This window comes from Salinispora fenicalii (assembly GCF_000514815.1).
Classification (GTDB): domain Bacteria; phylum Actinomycetota; class Actinomycetes; order Mycobacteriales; family Micromonosporaceae; genus Micromonospora; species Micromonospora fenicalii.
The window spans coordinates 180,985-199,111 of sequence record NZ_AZWQ01000020.1 but is presented as its reverse complement, the minus strand read 5'-3'; the positions used below and the strand labels follow the sequence as shown (position 1 = coordinate 199,111).

The window sequence follows — 18,127 nt, the reverse complement described above, 5'->3', positions numbered from 1 at the left end:
CACCACGATGGCAAACCGTTGATAGCAGTACTAATTCGCGACCCGGGCAGGCCTGAAACAGGAACTTTGCCGCAGTGCGGGCAATAGGCGACACAGGGGAAGTCACCAGCTGATCACCCGCTGCCGCAGCCGTACTAGGTTGGAGGTCGGTCCACCGGTTCGCCCCCGCCAACCCGGTCGACCGTGCTGGTCGTGACCACGGGAGGGGAGCAAGTGGGCAGCACTGCGGAGCACCAGACGCCGACGCCAGAGCCGGAGTCCCTCACCGACCTACTCGGCGGGCGACGTGGCGCGATCGACGCCACGGTGCCGCCGGTGGCGTTCGCGGCCGGCTGGCTACTCGGTGGCGAGTCGCTGCAGATCGGGGTCGGCGCGGCGCTGGTGACCGGCGCGGCCGTGGCGGGCTGGCGATGGCACCGTGGAGATCGGCCCCGATCAGTACTGGTGGGCCTGCTCGCCGTCTGCGTCGGCGCGCTGATCGCACTTCGGACCGGACGAGCCGAAGACTTCTTCCTGGTGCAGCTCCTCGCGAACGCGGCGAGCGCACTCGCCTGGATGGTCAGCATCGTGATCCGCTGGCCGCTACTGGGTGTGGTCCTCGGCATCGCGCTGCGACAGCGGACCCGATGGCGCCGCGACCCGGCGCTACTGCGGGCCTACGGGCGCGGCAGTTGGGTCTGGACCGCCAGCTTCCTGCTGCGGGTTTCGGCCTTTCTGCCGTTGTGGCTCGGTGGCCAGGTGGTCGCGTTGAGCGTGGCCCGGGTTGCGCTGAGCTGGCCGTTGGTGGCCGCCGTCCTCGGCGTGAGCTGGGTGGTGGTGCGCCGTTCACTGCCGGCCGACCATCCGGGGATACGGCATCCGGTGCTCCCGGGTACGGCATCGGCACCGACCGAACAGGCGCCGCAGCGCGAGTCGGCGGGCAACCCGGGCTAGACAGAAAGGGAGAGGCCGCCACGGGGGGAGCGGCCTCTCCGGTGACGTACATTACCCCGTCGGGATCCGCTCCGCGCTCCTGGGGGCACACTAATTTCGGCCCGTTTGCATATTGCGCGTACTCCGGCCAATCGGGCATCTTCAGGCCAAGCCGATCGGACACCCCCATACCACCCCGCCTCCGCTCGCGCCTACCCCGCAACCCGAGGAGGAAGTGTCCGATTCCCTCCTGAATCTACGGTCAGTCGTTCGGAAAGAGCCGCCCGAAGTCGGCGTACGCCATCGCGACATCGGCCTGAGCCCAGAACCGGTGGTAACGGAACGTCGGCTCGGCGCCGCCATCCAGATAGGCCTGGACCTTCGGCCAGTCCGGATCGTTGAGGTAGAACGACCGGATCTCGACGAAGCTCCTACCCGCCTCGATCACATCGCCGTTGGGCATCGTGCCCGTCCAGCCCGGCGGCAGGTAGAGGCCCTGCCCAGTGCCGGCATCGTAGACGTCATCGAAGCGCTCGTAGTCGCCCCGCGTCTCCACCGTCGACACACCCAGGGCGTCGCTGGCGGCGTGTAGCGCGTCCAACAACCCCTTGGCCGTGTTCTTCGCGGCCACGTTCCCCGACCTCGCCGCGTACGCGGTCAGGGTCCGGGCGTAGGCGGCAGCGGCGCCGACGTCCTGGCCAGTCTCGGTCACCTCCACATGCAGGTCGGTGTTCGGCTCCGGGTTGGTCGGGTTCCACGTGTTCGGCTGCCCCGACCAGGTGAGCTCGGCCGGGATCGACCAGTCCGCGCCCAGCGTGGTGTTGGCGATCGCCCACGGCACCCACCTGTCCAGCAACGCCTCGGCCCGGGCGTCACCGGTCTCGAGGTACAGCTCGGCGATCCGGTGCATCGACCAGACCTGCATGCCAAACCACTGGTTCGACGGCGGGTCGTGGTAGACCGGCTTCTCGTCGTAGAACATGCCGTAGAAGGTCGGCGTGCCCGCGGGCGGCTGGCCGTACCGGCCGCCCCAGCTGTTGGTCGCACCACCGGCGATCGCACCCTCGGCGGACTGAAGCCAGGTATACAGCTCCAGCTGCCGCTGCAAACTCTGGGCCCAGTCGGTGGTCGCGCTCGGCGACCTCGGCTCCAGTTCCGGCACGGTGGTCAGGGCCCAGGCGGCGAAGGGGTTCTGGTAGCCGAAGTGGTTATGGCTGGAGCCGATCCGCCACGACCAGTTCTGACCCGGCTCGTACGCGCCACCCCAGGCGTAGTACCAGGACAGGAGGTAGTGCGCGGACTCCCGACCACTGCCGGCGGGGCAGGTGGACGCCCCGACACAGTTGCCGATCCGCTTGAAGTACTTGTCGAACATCGCGTACCGCAGGTAGTCGCCCAACTTGGCGGCCTTGGCCACGGTGGCCGCCACCTCCTCGGCTCGGCCCTGCTGCGTGGCCCAGGTCAGCGCCCAGTAGGCGGCCTGCACCGCCCGGGCGTCGGCGTCCGGCGCGTTGGTGTACTTCCACTGCTTCGCCGGCGCGTTCTGCTCCTGGACGGAGATGTCCAGGAAGCCGTACTGCCCACCGTGGGTGAAGGTCTCGCAGGACGGCTGCGGGACGGTCTCCCAGACCGACTCCTGCTGCCCGCGCTGGAAGGTGTTGATGTACGCCGGCCGGGTGGTGCCGTCGCCGCACCGGCCGAAGCCGTAGGTGTTGTCCACGTCGAGCAACCAGTGCATGCCGTAGATGTCACCGGTGCCGTAGGTGGACTGGAGTTCAGCTCGCAACGGGTCCTGGCCGACCGGGACACTCGGTTGCAGCTGCGCCGGGTACTCGCTGGGCAGGTCGTACTCGGCGGCGTACTGCGCGGTGCCGGGAGCGCCCGCGGTCGGCTGGTCGGCGGAGGAAGGAATGATGTAGTTCTCCAGCACCGTCCAGGCGTTGGTGAACGGCGCCCAGTCCTCGGTCACCCGGCCGTACTGCGCCTCCAGCCAGAGCCAGAAGCTGAATGCCTCACTCGTGGTCTCGTGGCCGTGGTCCGGTGCCTCGACGATCAGGGTCTCGATGGAGTGGTACGGCACCCCCTCGGGGCTGAAGTACCCCGAATTTTTGATCTTGCCGTACTGGGTGAGGAACCGCGCGATGTACTCGTTGTCGCCCCCGGGAACGTCGTTGTCAATCTCCGTCGCGGTCATCGCCAAGGGGGTGAGGCCAGCGGCGGAGGCGGTGATCGTCGCACTCCCCCCGGCGGTGTCGGCGTCCTCGACCGCCGACACGGTCACGTCGACACCGGTGTTCCAGTTCCCGGTGGTCAACGTGAGTGTGGTGGGGGCGACGGTGAGGTCGGGGTCACCGGTACGGGCGAGTCCCACCTGGACGTCCGCGGCCGGTGCCGCAGTCAACGTCAAGGTCACGGTGGCGCTGCCGCCCTCCGGTACGCCCACCGTGGCGGGGGTGGCGACCAGTTGCGGGCCAGCGGCGGGCGCGACGACGAAGGACTGCTCCGCGACGGCGCTGAGGCCGGTGTCGTCGTACGCCTTGGCCTGCGCGGTGTAGGAGCCGGCCGGCAGACCCGGCAGGGTGTACGCGTACGGGGCGGTGGTGTCGGTGTTGACCAGCAGACCGTTGCGGTAGAACTCGACCTTGCTGATGCTCCCGTCGGGGTCACTGGCGGTGGCCGTCAGCGGCACGTCGGCCGGTGCCTCGAAGGGCCCAGCCGGCACGTTCAGCGACACCGTCGGCGGCTGCTGCGCACCGCCGCAGGGGACGCCGTTGACGGAGAACGAGGTCGGTTCGGCGTTGGTACCGCTGTAGGCGGCGTTGAAGCCGATCTGCGCGGTGTCGCCGGTGCCGAGATTGCCGTTCCACGACTCATTGGTGGCGGTGACGTCGTTGCCGCTCTGGCTCCACCGCGCCGACCAGCCGTGGGTGATGGTTTGGTTACCGGCGAAGGCAAACCGCAGGGTCCAGCCGGCGATCGGGTCACCAAGGTTGGTGAGGGCGATATTCGCGGTGAAGCCGCTGCCCCAGTCGTTGGTGGTGTACACGACGTCGCAGGCGGGCGCGGCCGACACGGCCGGCGCGGGTAGGGCCGCCCCGCCGGCTACCGCCAGTACCGTCGCGGTGGCTATCGCCCAGCCGCGACGTCGGTTCATGGGTCTCATGCGCGGTGTCTCCTCGGACCAGGCCGGAGCCCAGACTCCGGCGAGGCGCCTGGCCGTTCTTCCTGCAGTGGGCGAGGCGCCCGGGGTTAAGGACCCCCGGCCAAGGCCGGGGCCGGTGACGTGGCGTGGACGGCGCCCGTCCACCTCGGGTCCGCACCGGACTTCCCGGCTGCCCTCGGCCCCGCGTTCCCGCGACGGCGGCTCAACCACCAGCTTGCCATGCCTGGAAACGCTCCCACAAGACCGACGACATCAATTCAGTCAGATGTTTCAATTTTATTAAGCCACTTTCACAAGACAGTTACAAGAGGTTACAGTCGCACCAGAATGCTGGGAGCGCTTCCATCTCGACTCTCACTTCCACAGTGGAAGGAGGTGAATCCGCAAGCCACTCGCGTGACCCGGCTCCCACGTGACACGCAGGGCCGGACGCCACCGTCGGACCCCAGCGTGTCCAGCACCGATGGGGGCGGGGGCTGCCCTCCCCCGCCCCCATCCCGCGCCCCGGCGATAGCGTGACGGGCGCGCGTCGCCCCACACCCTGCCGAGAATCCCCTCGCTCCCGGGCTCCCGCCGGGAGGACCGGAGGCGTACGCTGTTCTTTGGGAGCGCTCCCGGTCCGGTCCAGAACTAGCAGAGGAGACTCCCCCGATGTCCACACTCCCTCACAGCGCGCACCCCGACCGCTCGGAGCGCCCTCCGGCGGGCACCCTGCGCTTCCCGCCCAACTTCGGCTGGGGAGCCGCCACCTCCGCCTACCAAATCGAGGGCGCGGCCAAAGAGGACGGCCGGGGCGAGTCGATCTGGGATACCTTCAGCCACACCCCCGGACGGATCCGCAACGGCGACACCGGTGACATCGCCGCGGACCACTACCACCGGTACGACGCGGACCTCGACCTCATGGCCGAGCTGGGCCTGCGCAGCTACCGGTTCTCTATCGCCTGGCCCCGCATCCAGGCCGACGGCACCGGTGCGCCCAACCAGCGCGGGCTGGACTTCTACCGGCGTCTGCTCGACGGACTACACGACCGCGGTATCCAGCCGGTGGCGACCTTGTTCCACTGGGACCTCCCCCAGGCCCTCCAGGACCGGGGTGGCTGGGAATCCCGGGAAGTCGCCCACCGCTTCGCCGACTACGCCGAACACCTCTTCCGTGCCCTCGGGGACCAGGTGCCGACCTGGCTCACCATCAACGAACCGAAGACCGTCGTACAGAACGGCTACCTCTCCGGCCACCACGCCCCCGGCCGCCAGGACCCACAGGCCGCCTATCTGGTCGCGCACCACCTGCAGCTCGCACATGGACTCGCCGTTCGGGCCTACCGGGCCGGCGGTGGGACCGGGCGCATCGGCCCGGCCTTCAACCTGCACCCGTGCTACCCGGCCGACTCCTCCCCCGATGCGACCGAGGCCGCCTGGCGCTACGACGGCTACGAAAACCGGCTCTACCTCGACTCGACGCTCACCGGCCGCTACCCCCAGGACGTGCTCGACGACCTCGGCCCCGACCACCGGATGGTCCGCGGCATCCACGACGGCGACCTCGGCATCATCTCCGCCCCCGTTGACCTGCTGGCGGTGCAGTACTACACCCCGTACTACGTCACCGCCACCGGGACAACTGTGCGACGTTGGCCCACCTCCGAGGCCTCCTGGCAGCAGATCTACCCCGAGGGCATGTACGACATCCTCACCCGAGTCACCCGGGACTACGGCCCGATCCCACTGACCGTCACCGAGAACGGCCTGCCCACCCCCGACACCCTCGCCGCCGACGGAACGGTTGACGACGGCGGGCGGATCCAGTTCCTCCGCGACCACCTAGCCGCCGCACACCGCGCCATCGCCGCCGGGGTACCACTGGAGAGCTTCCACGTCTGGTCGCTGCTGGACAACTTCGAGTGGGCCGAAGGCTACGACCAGCGCTGGGGGTTGGTCTACGTGGACTACCCAACTCAACGCCGAGTACCCAAGCACAGCGCGCACTGGTACCGCCAGGTAATCGCGACGGGCGGGTTCTGAACCGCGAGCGCAGCCCGCGCCCACCCGGGGAGCGGTGCGACGGCGTCGGTGGCACGGAGGTCAGGAAGGAGCGGTCAGCTCGCCGGTTCGGTCCAGATCGGCGGCCCTGGCCGCGTCGCCGATCCGACCGAGTGCCACCAGCGCCGCGCCGACCGCACCGATCTCCGGGTTCCGCTGGTGCCAGACCGGCCGGGGAGCGAGGGCCACGGCGAACGCCCGACGCCACCACTCGGACGCCACCATCGCCCCGCCGCCCAGGACCACCTCGACCGGCCGCGAGCCCAGCTCTGACTCCAGGACAGCCAAGTCCACCGCGACCTGTTCACTCAGGCCCCGCATCAGGCCGGCCAGGATCTCCACGGCGGTGGTGCCGAAGCCGAGCCCGGCCAACGCTCCGGACCCCGCCGGAGCCAGTCCGGGTGGCCGGTCGCCCCCAAAACCGACGTTCGCCGCCGGCCCGCCACCAACGACGGGCACCCGGGCCAGGGCCGCATTCAGCTCGGCCCGTTCGGGGAGCCGCAGCTCCCGGTTGGCCCAGGCGAAGAGGTTACCCCCGGCCGAGTACGCCTTCCCGGTGACGATGTGCCGCTGGTCGACCCGGTACCGCCAGAGGCTCGGTGCCAGCCGGGGCAGCGGCTCCCCCGGCACGACGGCCCGCACCACCCGGACCGCCGCCGAAGTACCCACCGTCACCGCCACCCGCCCCGGATCAACACAGCCCGAACCGATATTCGACGCGGCACCGTCGCCGATCGGGGCCGTCCACCGCGCCTCGGCCAGCGACGGCCAGCGACGCGCGTACTCCGAGCGCAGCCGACCCTGCCAGCCCACCGGCGCCAACTCCGGCAACTCCCCCGGGCCGGTATCGGCCAGCGCGCACGCCTCCGGGTCCCAGCCCATCGAGCCGAGGTCGAGCAAGCCGGTGCCGGAGGCCTGCGACACCGACATCGGGACCGGGCCCAGCAGCACGCTGAGGGCGTACTCGGCCAACCCGGCGAAGCGGGTGGCGTGGCCATCGACTCGCGCCCGCAGCCACGGCAGCCGGACCGACCAGTAGCAGCGATGCCACCAGGTGCCGGTGCGCTGGTGAAAAGCCTCCGGGTCGGCCGGGCCGGGGTGCCCGGGTGCCGGCACCGGTCGGGTGTCCAGCCAGGTGAGCACCGGGCCGATCGGGGTGCCGTCGGCGGCGAGCGCGAGCAACGAATGCCACTGGGCGGAGGTCGCCACCAGGTCAACGCCGTCCAGATGCCCACCGGCGGCCAACTCGTCCAGGCACTGCCCCAGGCAGGCGAGGTAACCCTGCGCATCCAGGGTGCCGGCGCCATCCTCGCCGATGGCGAGGCGCACCCGCCGCCGGGCCAACGCCCCGGGCAGCAGCCGGGCTGCCTCGTCGAGCACCAGGCCACGTACCGAGGAGGTGCCCAGGTCCAGTGCGAGTATGGTCATCGTCGGTCACGTTATCCGGCCCGGCGGGGTGAAGCTCTCACTTCCGCCCTCCGCGGCGACCGCGTAGGGTGGTGCGCATGCTCGCGCACCTGCACCGCTGGTGGCCCGCCGACCCGGCGGCCACTCTCCGCGCGTAGCTTCACGCGGCCGCCCATCGAGGCGGCCATCGGTCTCAGACCGGCACCGGACCGCCCGTCGGGTGGCACCGGAACCGAGGAGACCCCGATGACCCACCTTCCCCCGCTACTCGCCGCCGTCGCGGCCGGCGCCGACCCCGGCCCGTTCGCGCTCGTCCGCCGCGAGGGCGCCGACCACCTCGACCTCTACACCGGGTCGGTGCGGGTGGTAGAACGACTCGCCGACATCCCCCTGCCGACCGGGGCAGCAGGGCCGGCCACCCTCGCGCTCGTGCCGTACCGGCAGGTGATCGAGCGGGGCTTCGACTGCGTGGACGATGGCGCCCCACTGGAGTGCCTGGTGATCGACCAGCACGAGGAGATCGACCTCCCGACGGCGCTGGCGGCGCTGCCGGACGCCGCGGTAGTCACCCAGAACGCGGGCTTCGACAGCTCCGACGAGGAGTACGCGGCCACCGTTGACCGAGTCCTCGCCGACGAGATCGGCCAGGGAGCCGGCGCCAACTTCGTCATCCACCGCACCCTGCACGCCACCGTGCAGGGTGCGCCGCTGCGGGCGGCGCTGGCGGCGCTGCGCTCGCTGTTGCTACGCGAACGCGGCGCCTACTGGACGTTCGTCGTGCACACCGGCGCCCGGACCCTCGTGGGGGCGAGCCCGGAGCGGCACGTCAGCGTGGATGACGGGCTGGTCCTGATGAACCCGATCAGCGGCACCTTCCGCCACACCGGTGCGACCGCCGACCGGGCTGACCTGCTGCGCTTCCTCGCCGACCCGAAGGAGGTCGAGGAGCTGTACATGGTCCTCGACGAGGAGCTGAAGATGATGGCCTCCGTGGCCGAGCGTGGGGGCCAGGTGGTCGGCCCGTACCTGAAGGAGATGTCCCACCTCGCCCATACCGAGTACCTGCTGGCGGGGCGGGGATCGAAGGATGTCCGCGACGTGCTGCGGGAAACCATGTTCGCTCCCACGGTGACCGGCAGCCCGATGGAGAACGCGTGCCGGGTCATCGCGCGGCACGAGCGCACCGGGCGCGGCTACTACGCCGGGGTACTGGCGCTGCTCGGTCGGGACGCGACCGGCCAGCAGACCCTCGACGCCCCGATCCTGATCCGTACCGCCGAGCTCTCCCCCGCCGGTGAGCTGCGGGTGCCGGTCGGGGCGACCCTGGTCCGGCACTCGGTCGCCGCCGGGGAGGTCGCGGAGACACACGCCAAGGCCGCCGCGGTGCTCGCCGCGCTGGGCCTCGGCCCGCAGGCGCCCGTAGCAGCCGCGGGGACGGTGCCCCGGCTCGCCGACGACCCGGAGGTACGCGCGGCGTTGGCCGCCCGCAACGCGCCGCTGGCCCGGTTCTGGCTGGACCAACGGCCGGAGGACGCTCCCGGCCGTCCCGGACTCACCGGCCGCCGGGCGTTGATCGTGGACGGGGAGGACACCTTCACCGGTATGCTCGCCCACCAGCTACGGGCGCTCGGCCTCACCGTTACCGTGCGGCCGTGGGATTCGCCCGGCCCGCGCGACGGATACGACCTGGTGGTGGTCGGCCCGGGGCCCGGCGACCCGGCGGAGCTGACCCAGCCGAAGATGGCGGCGCTGCGCCGGCTGCTCGCCGAACTCCTCACCACCGGCCAGCCGACCCTCGCGGTCTGCCTCGGTCACCAGCTGCTCTGCGGGCTGCTCGGGCTGCCCCTGCACCGACGGGACGCCCCGTACCAGGGGCTGCAACGGGAGGTACAGATCTTCGGCGCCCCGCGGCGAGTCGGCTTCTACTCGACGTTCACCGCACAGGCGGACACGGATCACCTCCACACCCCGTACGGTGCGGTGGAGGTGGCCCGGGACGACGCGAGCGGTGCGGTTCACGCGCTGCGCGGCGCCGGCGTGGCCGGGGTGCAGTTTCATCCCGAGTCGGTGCTCAGCCCGGACGGCGTGGATGCCCTCGCCGACCTGTTGGACGACCTGCTGCTCGCGGGGAGCCGCCAGGGTGCCTAATCGGCGGCGCCGGCCCCGCAGAGGGTGCCTAACCGGCGGCGCCGGCCCCGCGACACGACGGGCCGCCCCACCCTGATCCCCTGCGCCGCGCGGGTTAGCCGACGCGCGAAAGGGAAGTCCAACCGCGCGTTCTGCCAGGATTCGGGGAGGGCCAGTGCGGGATACAGAACCGACCGTCTCACCGGTTGTTGACGCATGGACCAAATCTCGGACGTCATCGGCACAGGATTGGCACACCGAGCGGCTGATGGAGGCGAAGGGGGAGAACAGGGTCAGCGTGGTGCTACCCGCCTACAACGAGGAGGCGACCACCGGGCCGATCGTCTCGACGATCCGCGAACACCTGATGGAGCAGGTTCCCCTCGTGGATGAACTGGTCGTGGTCGACTCCCGGTCCACCGACCGCACCGCGGAGGTGGCCCGGGCCGCCGGCGCGGAGGTGGTCAGCCAAGACGAGATCACCAAGGACCTGCCCCGGCTGGCCGGCAAGGGCGACGCGCTCTGGGCTGGTCTGGCCGCCACCGACGGCAACGTCGTCGCCTTCGTCGACGCTGACCTGCGCGAATTCCGGCCGCACTTCGTACGTGGCCTGCTCGGCCCGTTGCTTACCGACCCGTCGATCGAATTCGTGAAGGGCTTCTACCATCGACCGCTGGAAGACCAGTCCGGCCCGGAGGAGGACAACGAGGGCGGGCGGGTGACGGAGCTGATGGTCCGGCCGCTGCTGAACCTGTTCTGGCCGGAGCTGGCCGGCTTCGTGCAGCCCCTGGCGGGCGAATACGCAGGTCGACGTCAGGTGTTGGAACAGCTGCCGTTCGTCACCGGCTACGGGGTGGAGACGGCCATGCTGGTGGACCTGCTGGAGCTGGTCGGCCTGGACGCGCTCTCCCAGGTTGACCTTGGCATCCGGAAGCACCGTCACCAGGACACCGAGGCGTTGGGGCGGATGTCCGCGCAGATCATGCACACCGTCTGGGCCCGGTTGCAGCAGCAGGGCTGGGCCGTCCCGGGCGCTAGCCCAGCTACCCTGCTGGCCCAGTTCCGCCGGGGCGACTCGGAGGAGTTGCCCAACCTCGACCGGGAGATCGTCGTCAACGACGTTTCGGTGCAGGAACGGGCACCCCTGCGGGAGTTGCGGCACCTGGTGCCGCGCCGGTAGTGCCGGCGGCTACCTCGACTATCTGGGGAGGTGAGCTGGTCCACCCCGGCAGCGGCGTAGCTCGGTCAGGTGGGTCACGGTATCCGGACCAGCAGCAGCGCGGCCACGACGCTACCGGCCGCGACTCCCAGGAGGACCCGCATGATGCCGTCGGCGAGGCCGCCTTGCTCGATCAACGTGCCGGCCGTGGCGATCGCGATACCCGAGCCGGCGGAGAGGATCGAGAGCGTGGTCCCGGATGCCTCACCGGCCCGCTCGGGAGGGACCATGGCCTGCGTGCCCAGGTTGGTCAGGGTAAGCCCGGTCCGGTAGCCGAACCCGGCGACCGCCAACCCGAGCAGGTACGGCCCGATCTCACCGCCAAAGGCCACCACGGCCAGGCCGACCGCGCCGACCAGAGTGGCCGCGGCGATCAACCGACGCACCGCGACCCGTTGGCTGAGCCGACCCGCGAACGGACCGGCGATGCCACCGCTGATCGAGGCGGCGAGGACCGCCAGGCCAGCGACGAACGGCGAATAGCCCCGGACCTGCTGCAGATGGATTGTGGTGGCGAAGATCGTGACCACGAAGGCGATGTTTGCGACCAGCCCCATCAGGGTCACCGCCACAAACTTGGCGTCGTTGAAGAGATCCAGTCGGACCAACGGACTCTCAGCCACCCGCTCGCGGAGCACGAACGCGGCCAGCAGCACCAGCCCGCCGACCGCGAGGGCTGCGGCCACCACCGGTCGCCAGGCGTTCATCCGATCCGCGGCCACAGTTACCGCGAGGACCCCGAGCACCACCACGACCAGACCCGCCAAGTCAATCGCCCGTGACACCGTGGGGTCACGCGATTCGGGCAGCCAGGCGATGCTGGCAACGATGGCGACAACGCAGAGCGGCACGTTCACCAGGAGCACGCTGCGCCAGCTGAGCCACTCGGTGACCCCGCCGCCGAGCAGCGGCCCCAACGCCAGTGCCACTGCCCCGATGCCGTAGGCGTTGCCGATCGCCCGCTTCGCCCGCCTCCCCGGGAACGCCTCAGTGATCACCGCGAAGGCAAGGGGATACACGATGCCCGAACCCATCCCCTGCACGGCCCGAAAAGCGATCACGATCGGCGGATCGGAGCCCAGACCGGCACCGAGCGAAGCCGCCCCAAAGATCAGCAGGCCGACCACCAGCATGCGGCGGCGACCGAGGATGTCGCCGAGCTTGCCACCGGGGATGAGGAACGCCGCCTGGGCCAGGATGTAGGCACTGACCACCCAGTGCAGATCGGTGGTGGTCGTACCCAGCTCGGCCGCCATCGACGGCAACGCGAGATTCAACGCATAGAAGTCCAGCTGCACCAGGAAGATGCACGCAGCAGCCGCGAGCAGGGTCAGCCGGCGCCGTGGTCGGCCCGCCTCCCCCGCCGATGCGTCACCTTGGCCGTGGGGCCGGGGCAGACGCGGACGGAACGACACACCGAACCGTACCATTTGTACGAAAATGTCTTCCCTGTTCCGAGACTCTGCACATCGCGGACAGCCAGCGCGGCACCGAACACCCTGGACACAAATAGTTAATAGTCTTAATAATGGGCGGTGTGCTGACGTAGCTGCCGACAGTTGCCTGTCCAGGCGTGGAGGGTCCCATGAAGCGCCCCAATTCCCTGGTCCTGCCCCTGATCACCGTCCTGACCGTCGCGCTCGGCGCGGCCTGGCTGGCGAAACCGGCGTACGCCGCCGGCCCGACCGCGACCTTCGCCAAGGTCTCCGACTGGGGCACCGGGTGGGAGGGTAAATACACGATCACCAACGGGGCCACCAGCAGCGTGACCGGCTGGAGCGTCGCCTTCGACCTGCCCCTCGGCACGACGGTCTCCACCTACTGGGAAGCGCTGCTGCACTCCTCCGGCCAGCGGTACACCTTCAGCAACCAGTCTTGGAACGGCACCATCGCGCCGGGCGCCTCGGTCTCCTTCGGCTTCATCGGCAGCGGGCCCGGCTCACCGACCAACTGCCAGCTCAACGGCGCGGAGTGCGGCGGCGCACCGCCGCCCACCACGCCACCACCCACCACCACACCGCCCACCACCGCGCCGCCCACCACCAGCCCGCCCACCACCGCGCCGCCCACGACCCCACCCCCTACCACCGCTCCCCCACATGGCGACCTACCTGCGCACATCCTCACCGGCTACTGGCACAACTTCGACAACCCAGCGGTCGAATTACGCCTGCGGGATGTCCCCGCCGAGTACGACATGGTCGCCGTCGCCTTCGCCGAGGCGACCGCCACCCCCGGCGAGGTGACCTTCGCCGTCGACCCGGGTCTCTCCGCTGCACTGGGCGGCTACACCGACGCGGAGTTCTCGGCCGACGTACAGACACTCAAGGGCCAGAGCAAGAAGGTCATCATCTCGGTCGGCGGCGAGACCGGACGGGTTACCGTCAACGACGCGGCCTCCGCGGCCGCTTTCGCCGACTCCGTGTACGCGTTGATCCAGCAGTACGGCTTCGACGGGGTGGACATCGACCTGGAGAACGGCCTCAACCCGACCTACATGGCGCAGGCCCTACGGTCCCTGCGGGCTCAGGTCGGCGCTGGACTGATCATCGCGATGGCGCCGCAAACCATCGACATGCAGAACCCGACCACCAGCTACTTCAAGCTGGCGCTCGATATCCAGGACATCCTGACGGTGGTGAACACCCAGTTCTACAACTCCGGCGCGATGCTCGGCTGCGACCAGCAGTTCGCCTACAGCCAGGGAACGGTGAACTTCATCGTCGCGCTGGCCTGCATCCAACTGGAGGCGGGGCTGCGGCCAGACCAGGTTGGGCTTGGCCTGCCAGCTGGCCCCGGGGCGGCCGGTGGGGGGATCGTCGCACCCAGCGTGGTCAACGCCGCGTTGGACTGCCTGACCAGGGGTACGAATTGCGGCAGCTTCCAGCCGCCCCGCACCTACCCGGGGCTGCGTGGCGCGATGACCTGGTCGGTGAACTGGGACGTCACGAATGGCACCAGCTTCGCCCAGACCGTCGGCCCGCACCTGGACACCCTGCCCTGACCGTGTGTGCGGGTCGGTGCCGCCGAATTCGACAGCGCCGACCCGCCGCGTCTTCCCGTCCTGGTCTAGCCAAAGAAGCTGAGGTAGCCCATAAGGGCGCCGTAGCCGATGAAGGCGGCCCCCATCACCCGAAGCCCCTGCGCTGACCCGCGCCCCTGTTCCGCCGGCCGGAGCACCAGCTGGGGGATCCAGTAGTAACTGATACCGCGCAGGGTGAAGAAGACTCCCAGCAGGGTCACCAGCACCTCCGCCAAACCACCCCACTCGAAGTGGGTGACCAGCACACCGAAGCCGACGAAGAGGTGCATCATGCCGGAGATGTTCACCGCCATCAGGTCCGACCGGTCGGCCCGCTGGGTGAGGCGCAGGTAAAACTGGGTGGCCACAATAAACGCGACTCCGGAGGTCAACAGATACAGCGAGAGGATTTTTCCAAGCGTCTGGGTCAGGTCCATGTTCGCCGCCTCAGGGGTGTGGGAAACAATTGATCAGGTGCGAAAGATCCCGCTACCTAGTAGCTCCGCCGCAACGCGCCCGTAGGTTGACTCCACCGCTGCCTCACCATCGAGATTGGTCAGGTCGACACCGAGCAGCCGCTGCACATGTTCGTGGAGCGCGAGTGCACCCAGGGACCAGATCGCGAGGAGCGCCGCCCGCTCGTAGGGGTGATCTGTCGGTTGGATCAGGCCCGATGCGACGCCTTCGGCCAGGTAGTCGACCGCGTCGTTGACCATCTCGTCCACCAGCGCGGCCGTGTGCGGGGAGCCGTCGGCCAGCGCCCGGGCCAGGTATCGCAGCAGCGGTGGCCCGTCCCGCAGGTCACGCAGCTCCGCCGGGTCGAACCTTCCGGCCCGCATCACCTGCTGTTTGTGCTCCCGCACGAAGGCCGCGACATGCTTGTCGCAGGCCACCCGTAGCCCGTCCTTCGTACCGAAGTAATGAATGATCAGTGATGGGTGGACGTCGGCTGCCGCCGCTATGGCACGGACCCCGGTGGCCGCCACGCCCTGATCGGCGAAGAGAGTGATTGCGGCAGCAAGGATGCGACTCTTTGTGGAGGACTTTTCGTCTCTCGACCGCGACTCATCGGACACACTCGACATGCTAAACGAACGTTCGATTAATGTCTAGCTATAGCTGATCGCGGTAACCACATCTGCTACTCACGCCGGCTGGGGCCAGCGCGTGTGGTTGACGTCGATCAGTACGCGGTGGGTGTGCACCCACGCCACTCCATTCCACTCGGCGTCGACCAGGTGCGCGCGGTCAGCGTCAACGTCATGCTGGTGCCGGAAGATCTCGGGGAGGCCAGCGGGCCAGAGCCGGAGGGCAGCGAGCCCCGCCGCGAGCACCAAGCCCGCCAACAGCGCCCATGCCGTGGCCAAGCCGGCCCCCGCGCCAACCCAGCCGACGAGGGGGTAGGTGAGCAGCCAGCAGAGGTGGGACAGGGAGAACTGGGCCGCGAACAACGCTGGCCGGTCGGCCGCCGCCGACGAGGCACGCAGCACCCGGTTGACCGTGACGACAATCAGGCCACCGGCGAAGCCGATGAGCGACCAGACGCCCATCGCCAACGGCCAGGACGGCACCGTCGACAGCAGCAGCGCCCCGGAGAGGGCGAGCAGAGCCGTGCCGGTGCCGATGAGCAGCACACCTCGATCCTTGCACCAGCGCAGCAGCGGCGGCGCGCCGAACGCCGCCGCGATGCTGCCGAGGCCGGAGACGGCGAGCAGGAGTGGAACCTGCGCTTCGGCGGCATTCAGCAGGTCACGCACCACGTTGACGGTGCTGACCAGGGTGATGGCACCAGAGCCGGCAACGACCATGTTCAGCGCCAGAACCGCCCGCAGCCGCGGCGCGGCCGCGAACATCCGCATCCCCGCGAAAAGGCGCTCGGAGAACCGGACCCGGCTGCTACGTTGCGCCCTGGGCACCATTGCCGCGCTAACAAACAGTGCGGAGACGAGAAATCCTACCGCCGTCCCCACGAACAGAACATTGAATTTCACAACGAGTAGCAACGCGGCGGCGATGACGGGGCTGGCGATATTCTCCAGGGAGACGGCAAGCTGCGACGCGGAGAGCGCCTTCGTGTAGTCCCCCTCATCCGGAATGACATCCGGGAGCACGGACTGGAAGGTGGGCGTGAAGGTGGCGGACGCGGCCTGCAGCACCGCGATGAGCAGGTAGATCTGCCAGATCGCCTCAACCCACGGCAGCAGCAGGACGACGCCGAACCGGACCAGGTCGGCACCCACCATCACCACGCCTCGTGGCACCCGGTCCAGCACCGCCCCGACCAGGGGCGACACGCACACGTAGGCGACCATCTTGATCGTCAACGCGGTCCCGAGGACCGCTCCGGCCCGCGCACCCGCGAGGTCGTAGGCGAGCAGCCCGAGCGCCACCGTCGCCAAACCACTGCCGATGAGCGCGACTATCTGGGCGGTGAAAAGCCAACGATAGGTGCGATTACCCAGCAGCGCACGCACAATTAATCAATCTCCTTTCTAGAATTTCCACCGCCGAGAAGATTACCGACGAAAGCCGAATGCGACAATGCTGCTAATGCCAAAGGAGTGCAATAGACCGGGCTCCAGCCGCCTGAGCCGCCACCGGCCCCTCCATTGCCGTCGCCACGTCATTTCGGGGCGGCGGCACACCTTGGTCGCCGGCCACGGCAGCTGCGGCGCGCTACCCCTCCCCTGCCAGCGGAACGGCCGCGATCTGCCGCCAGATGTAGGTGTGGCCGTCGCGCCGCAGCTCGACCAGGCTGACGGTCTCGACCTGAACCGCTACCGGCGGAATCGACCGCACGGTCGCCACCTGCTCGATGACCGGCTTCGCGACGGTGGGTCGACCGTTGTAGGCGATGCTGAGGTGTGGATCGAAGGTCGTGGGGTGGTCAGGTACGGCCTCGGCTCCTCGCACGTGCGCGGTCGCGGCGACCACGGCATACCGGAGGAGGTGGAACGGCCGGTGCGGACCCACGCTCAGAAAGACCGAGTTCGCCGATCCGGTGAGGGGGCCGACAGTCGCGGCGAAAGGCCGAATGGACGCACACCACTTGCTGGCTGCGGCGGCGACCGCGAGCGCCTGCGAGCTGGTGATCTCATCGGTGAAGGAGACCCGTTGCACGGTCAGGTGCAGACTCTCGACGGGAACCAGATCCAGGGTGTCCAGGTGCCCCAGCCGGGCCTGGCAGCGCTCGGCGAGCCGCTGGACCGCAGGGCGATCGTCAAACCGAACAATCCAGTGGTAGGAGCGTCGGCCCGCCTCCCAGCCGGGCCGCTCCCAGTGGTTGACGAGCCGGTCCAGCTGTCGATAGCGGTTCCAGCCCGACCGGATGTACTCGTACTCGTCCGGGCGATCCCCGGTGCCCTCAACCGGTCTCATCGGTGGGTCTCCCCGGCCGGTCGCGCCGCGCCCCGAGTACCGCACCGACCACGGCGCTGGAATCTCGAAGGTCGGGAAGGACCGCGTCGGCTCCGACAGCGGCCAGTTCTTCGACACCGTACTCGCCGGTGGCCACCCCCACTGCGAACGCGCCGCTTGCGCGGCCGGCCTTGATGTCACGCGGGGTGTCCCCGATCAGCACCGTAGGGGCCGGCGGGAATGAGATTCCGTACTTCGCCGTGGCTTTCGTTCGCGCAACCGGCACCAGGCCGGCACGCACCTCGGTGTCCGAGCCGTACGCGCCCACCTCGTAGTCGAGGGCACCGGCCAACCCGAATACGGAAACCTTGACCTGGGCGTTGTGCCGTGTGTTTCCAGTCAGCACGGACTGGACGACGTCACCCCGCCCGGCCAACGCCGCGATAGCCGACTGCGCCCCCAGCTTGACGTGTCCACGTTCCGCCAACCGCGACATGAGCGATTCGAACACTCTGTTCAATACGTCAACCGCCTGCTTCATCACGTCCGGTGTGGCCTCGATTCCGTGCTGTCGCAGCATCATCCGCAGGACCGCGGGATCGGTCCTGCCCGCGGGAACAATCGGGTGCTCCGGGGGCCGGCCGGTCAGCCGGTTGAAGGTCAACGCGTACGCCTCCTTACTCACCCCACCGTTGTCGATCAGGGTGCCGTCGATGTCCCAGAGCACCAGCAGCGGGGTAGCGGCACCGGGTGCCCCGCGCGCAGACTCCCGTCCGGCGTGGTCACCGTGCTCGACCGACGGCGTTCGCTCGCCCCTGGCTGTCACGTAAGTCGTTGTAGCACCTGTCATGCCAGTTACCGACCGACTTGCCGCATG

Annotated in this window: 13 protein-coding genes; 5 read left to right on the top strand and 8 right to left on the bottom strand. The window is 69.3% G+C overall.

Annotated elements, in window-relative coordinates:
• The first annotated feature begins 213 nt into the window (after positions 1-213).
• The gene (locus tag B116_RS0110960; protein ID WP_027660119.1) at positions 214-933 is read left to right on the top strand and encodes a DUF3159 domain-containing protein; all 720 of its coding nucleotides are present in this window, start codon (positions 214-216) and stop codon (positions 931-933) included.
• 241 nt (positions 934-1,174) lie between these two features.
• Here B116_RS0110960 and B116_RS0110955 read toward each other — a convergent pair whose 3' ends face one another.
• Entirely contained in the window at positions 1,175-4,066 is a 2,892-nt protein-coding gene (locus B116_RS0110955; protein ID WP_027660118.1) for a glycoside hydrolase family 48 protein, read from the bottom strand.
• Positions 4,067-4,726: 660 nt separating this feature from the next.
• Between B116_RS0110955 and B116_RS0110950 the strand changes: the two genes are divergently transcribed.
• On the top strand, positions 4,727-6,100 hold the full coding sequence (locus tag B116_RS0110950; RefSeq protein WP_027660117.1) for a GH1 family beta-glucosidase: 1,374 nt from the start codon (positions 4,727-4,729) through the stop codon (positions 6,098-6,100).
• 60 nt (positions 6,101-6,160) lie between these two features.
• Here the strand turns inward: B116_RS0110950 and B116_RS0110945 are convergent, their stop codons facing one another.
• Positions 6,161-7,546, bottom strand: a complete 1,386-nt coding sequence (locus B116_RS0110945) for an FGGY family carbohydrate kinase (RefSeq protein ID WP_027660116.1) — start codon at positions 7,544-7,546, stop codon at positions 6,161-6,163.
• A 225-nt stretch (positions 7,547-7,771) separates the two neighbouring features.
• Here B116_RS0110945 and B116_RS0110940 point away from each other — a divergent pair, with 225 nt between their 5' ends.
• Together B116_RS0110940 and B116_RS0110935 are read left to right on the top strand one after the other, a co-directional pair.
• Complete coding sequence (locus tag B116_RS0110940; protein WP_027660115.1) at positions 7,772-9,673, top strand: anthranilate synthase family protein; 1,902 nt, start codon at positions 7,772-7,774, stop codon at positions 9,671-9,673.
• Positions 9,674-9,920: 247 nt separating this feature from the next.
• Positions 9,921-10,832, top strand: a complete 912-nt coding sequence (locus B116_RS0110935; RefSeq protein WP_027660114.1) for a glucosyl-3-phosphoglycerate synthase — start codon at positions 9,921-9,923, stop codon at positions 10,830-10,832.
• Positions 10,833-10,906: 74 nt separating this feature from the next.
• On the opposite strand, the gene B116_RS0110930 is transcribed toward B116_RS0110935, so the two are convergent.
• Entirely contained in the window at positions 10,907-12,301 is a 1,395-nt protein-coding gene (locus tag B116_RS0110930; RefSeq protein ID WP_027660113.1) for an MFS transporter, read from the bottom strand.
• A 155-nt stretch (positions 12,302-12,456) separates the two neighbouring features.
• On the opposite strand from B116_RS0110930, the gene B116_RS0110925 reads away from it, so the two are divergent.
• Complete coding sequence (locus B116_RS0110925; protein WP_027660112.1) at positions 12,457-13,875, top strand: chitinase; 1,419 nt, start codon at positions 12,457-12,459, stop codon at positions 13,873-13,875.
• A 65-nt stretch (positions 13,876-13,940) separates the two neighbouring features.
• Here the strand turns inward: B116_RS0110925 and B116_RS0110920 are convergent, their stop codons facing one another.
• The 5 genes from B116_RS0110920 to B116_RS0110900 form a co-directional block, all read right to left on the bottom strand.
• Positions 13,941-14,330, bottom strand: coding sequence for a hypothetical protein (locus B116_RS0110920; RefSeq protein WP_018721828.1), 390 nt, complete (start codon positions 14,328-14,330; stop codon positions 13,941-13,943).
• Between the two features lie 33 nt (positions 14,331-14,363).
• Positions 14,364-14,978, bottom strand: a complete 615-nt coding sequence (locus B116_RS0110915) for a TetR family transcriptional regulator (RefSeq protein ID WP_033667550.1) — start codon at positions 14,976-14,978, stop codon at positions 14,364-14,366.
• A gap of 60 nt (positions 14,979-15,038) precedes the next feature.
• On the bottom strand, positions 15,039-16,367 hold the full coding sequence (locus B116_RS0110910) for an MFS transporter (protein ID WP_027660110.1): 1,329 nt from the start codon (positions 16,365-16,367) through the stop codon (positions 15,039-15,041).
• Positions 16,368-16,569: 202 nt separating this feature from the next.
• Positions 16,570-17,271 (bottom strand): 2'-5' RNA ligase family protein, encoded by a 702-nt coding sequence (locus B116_RS0110905; RefSeq protein ID WP_027660109.1) that lies wholly within the window; start codon positions 17,269-17,271, stop codon positions 16,570-16,572.
• Entirely contained in the window at positions 17,258-18,076 is an 819-nt protein-coding gene (locus B116_RS0110900; RefSeq protein ID WP_027660108.1) for an HAD family hydrolase, read from the bottom strand. The genes B116_RS0110905 and B116_RS0110900 overlap by 14 nt, the downstream gene beginning before the upstream one ends.
• Positions 18,077-18,127: the final 51 nt, after the last annotated feature.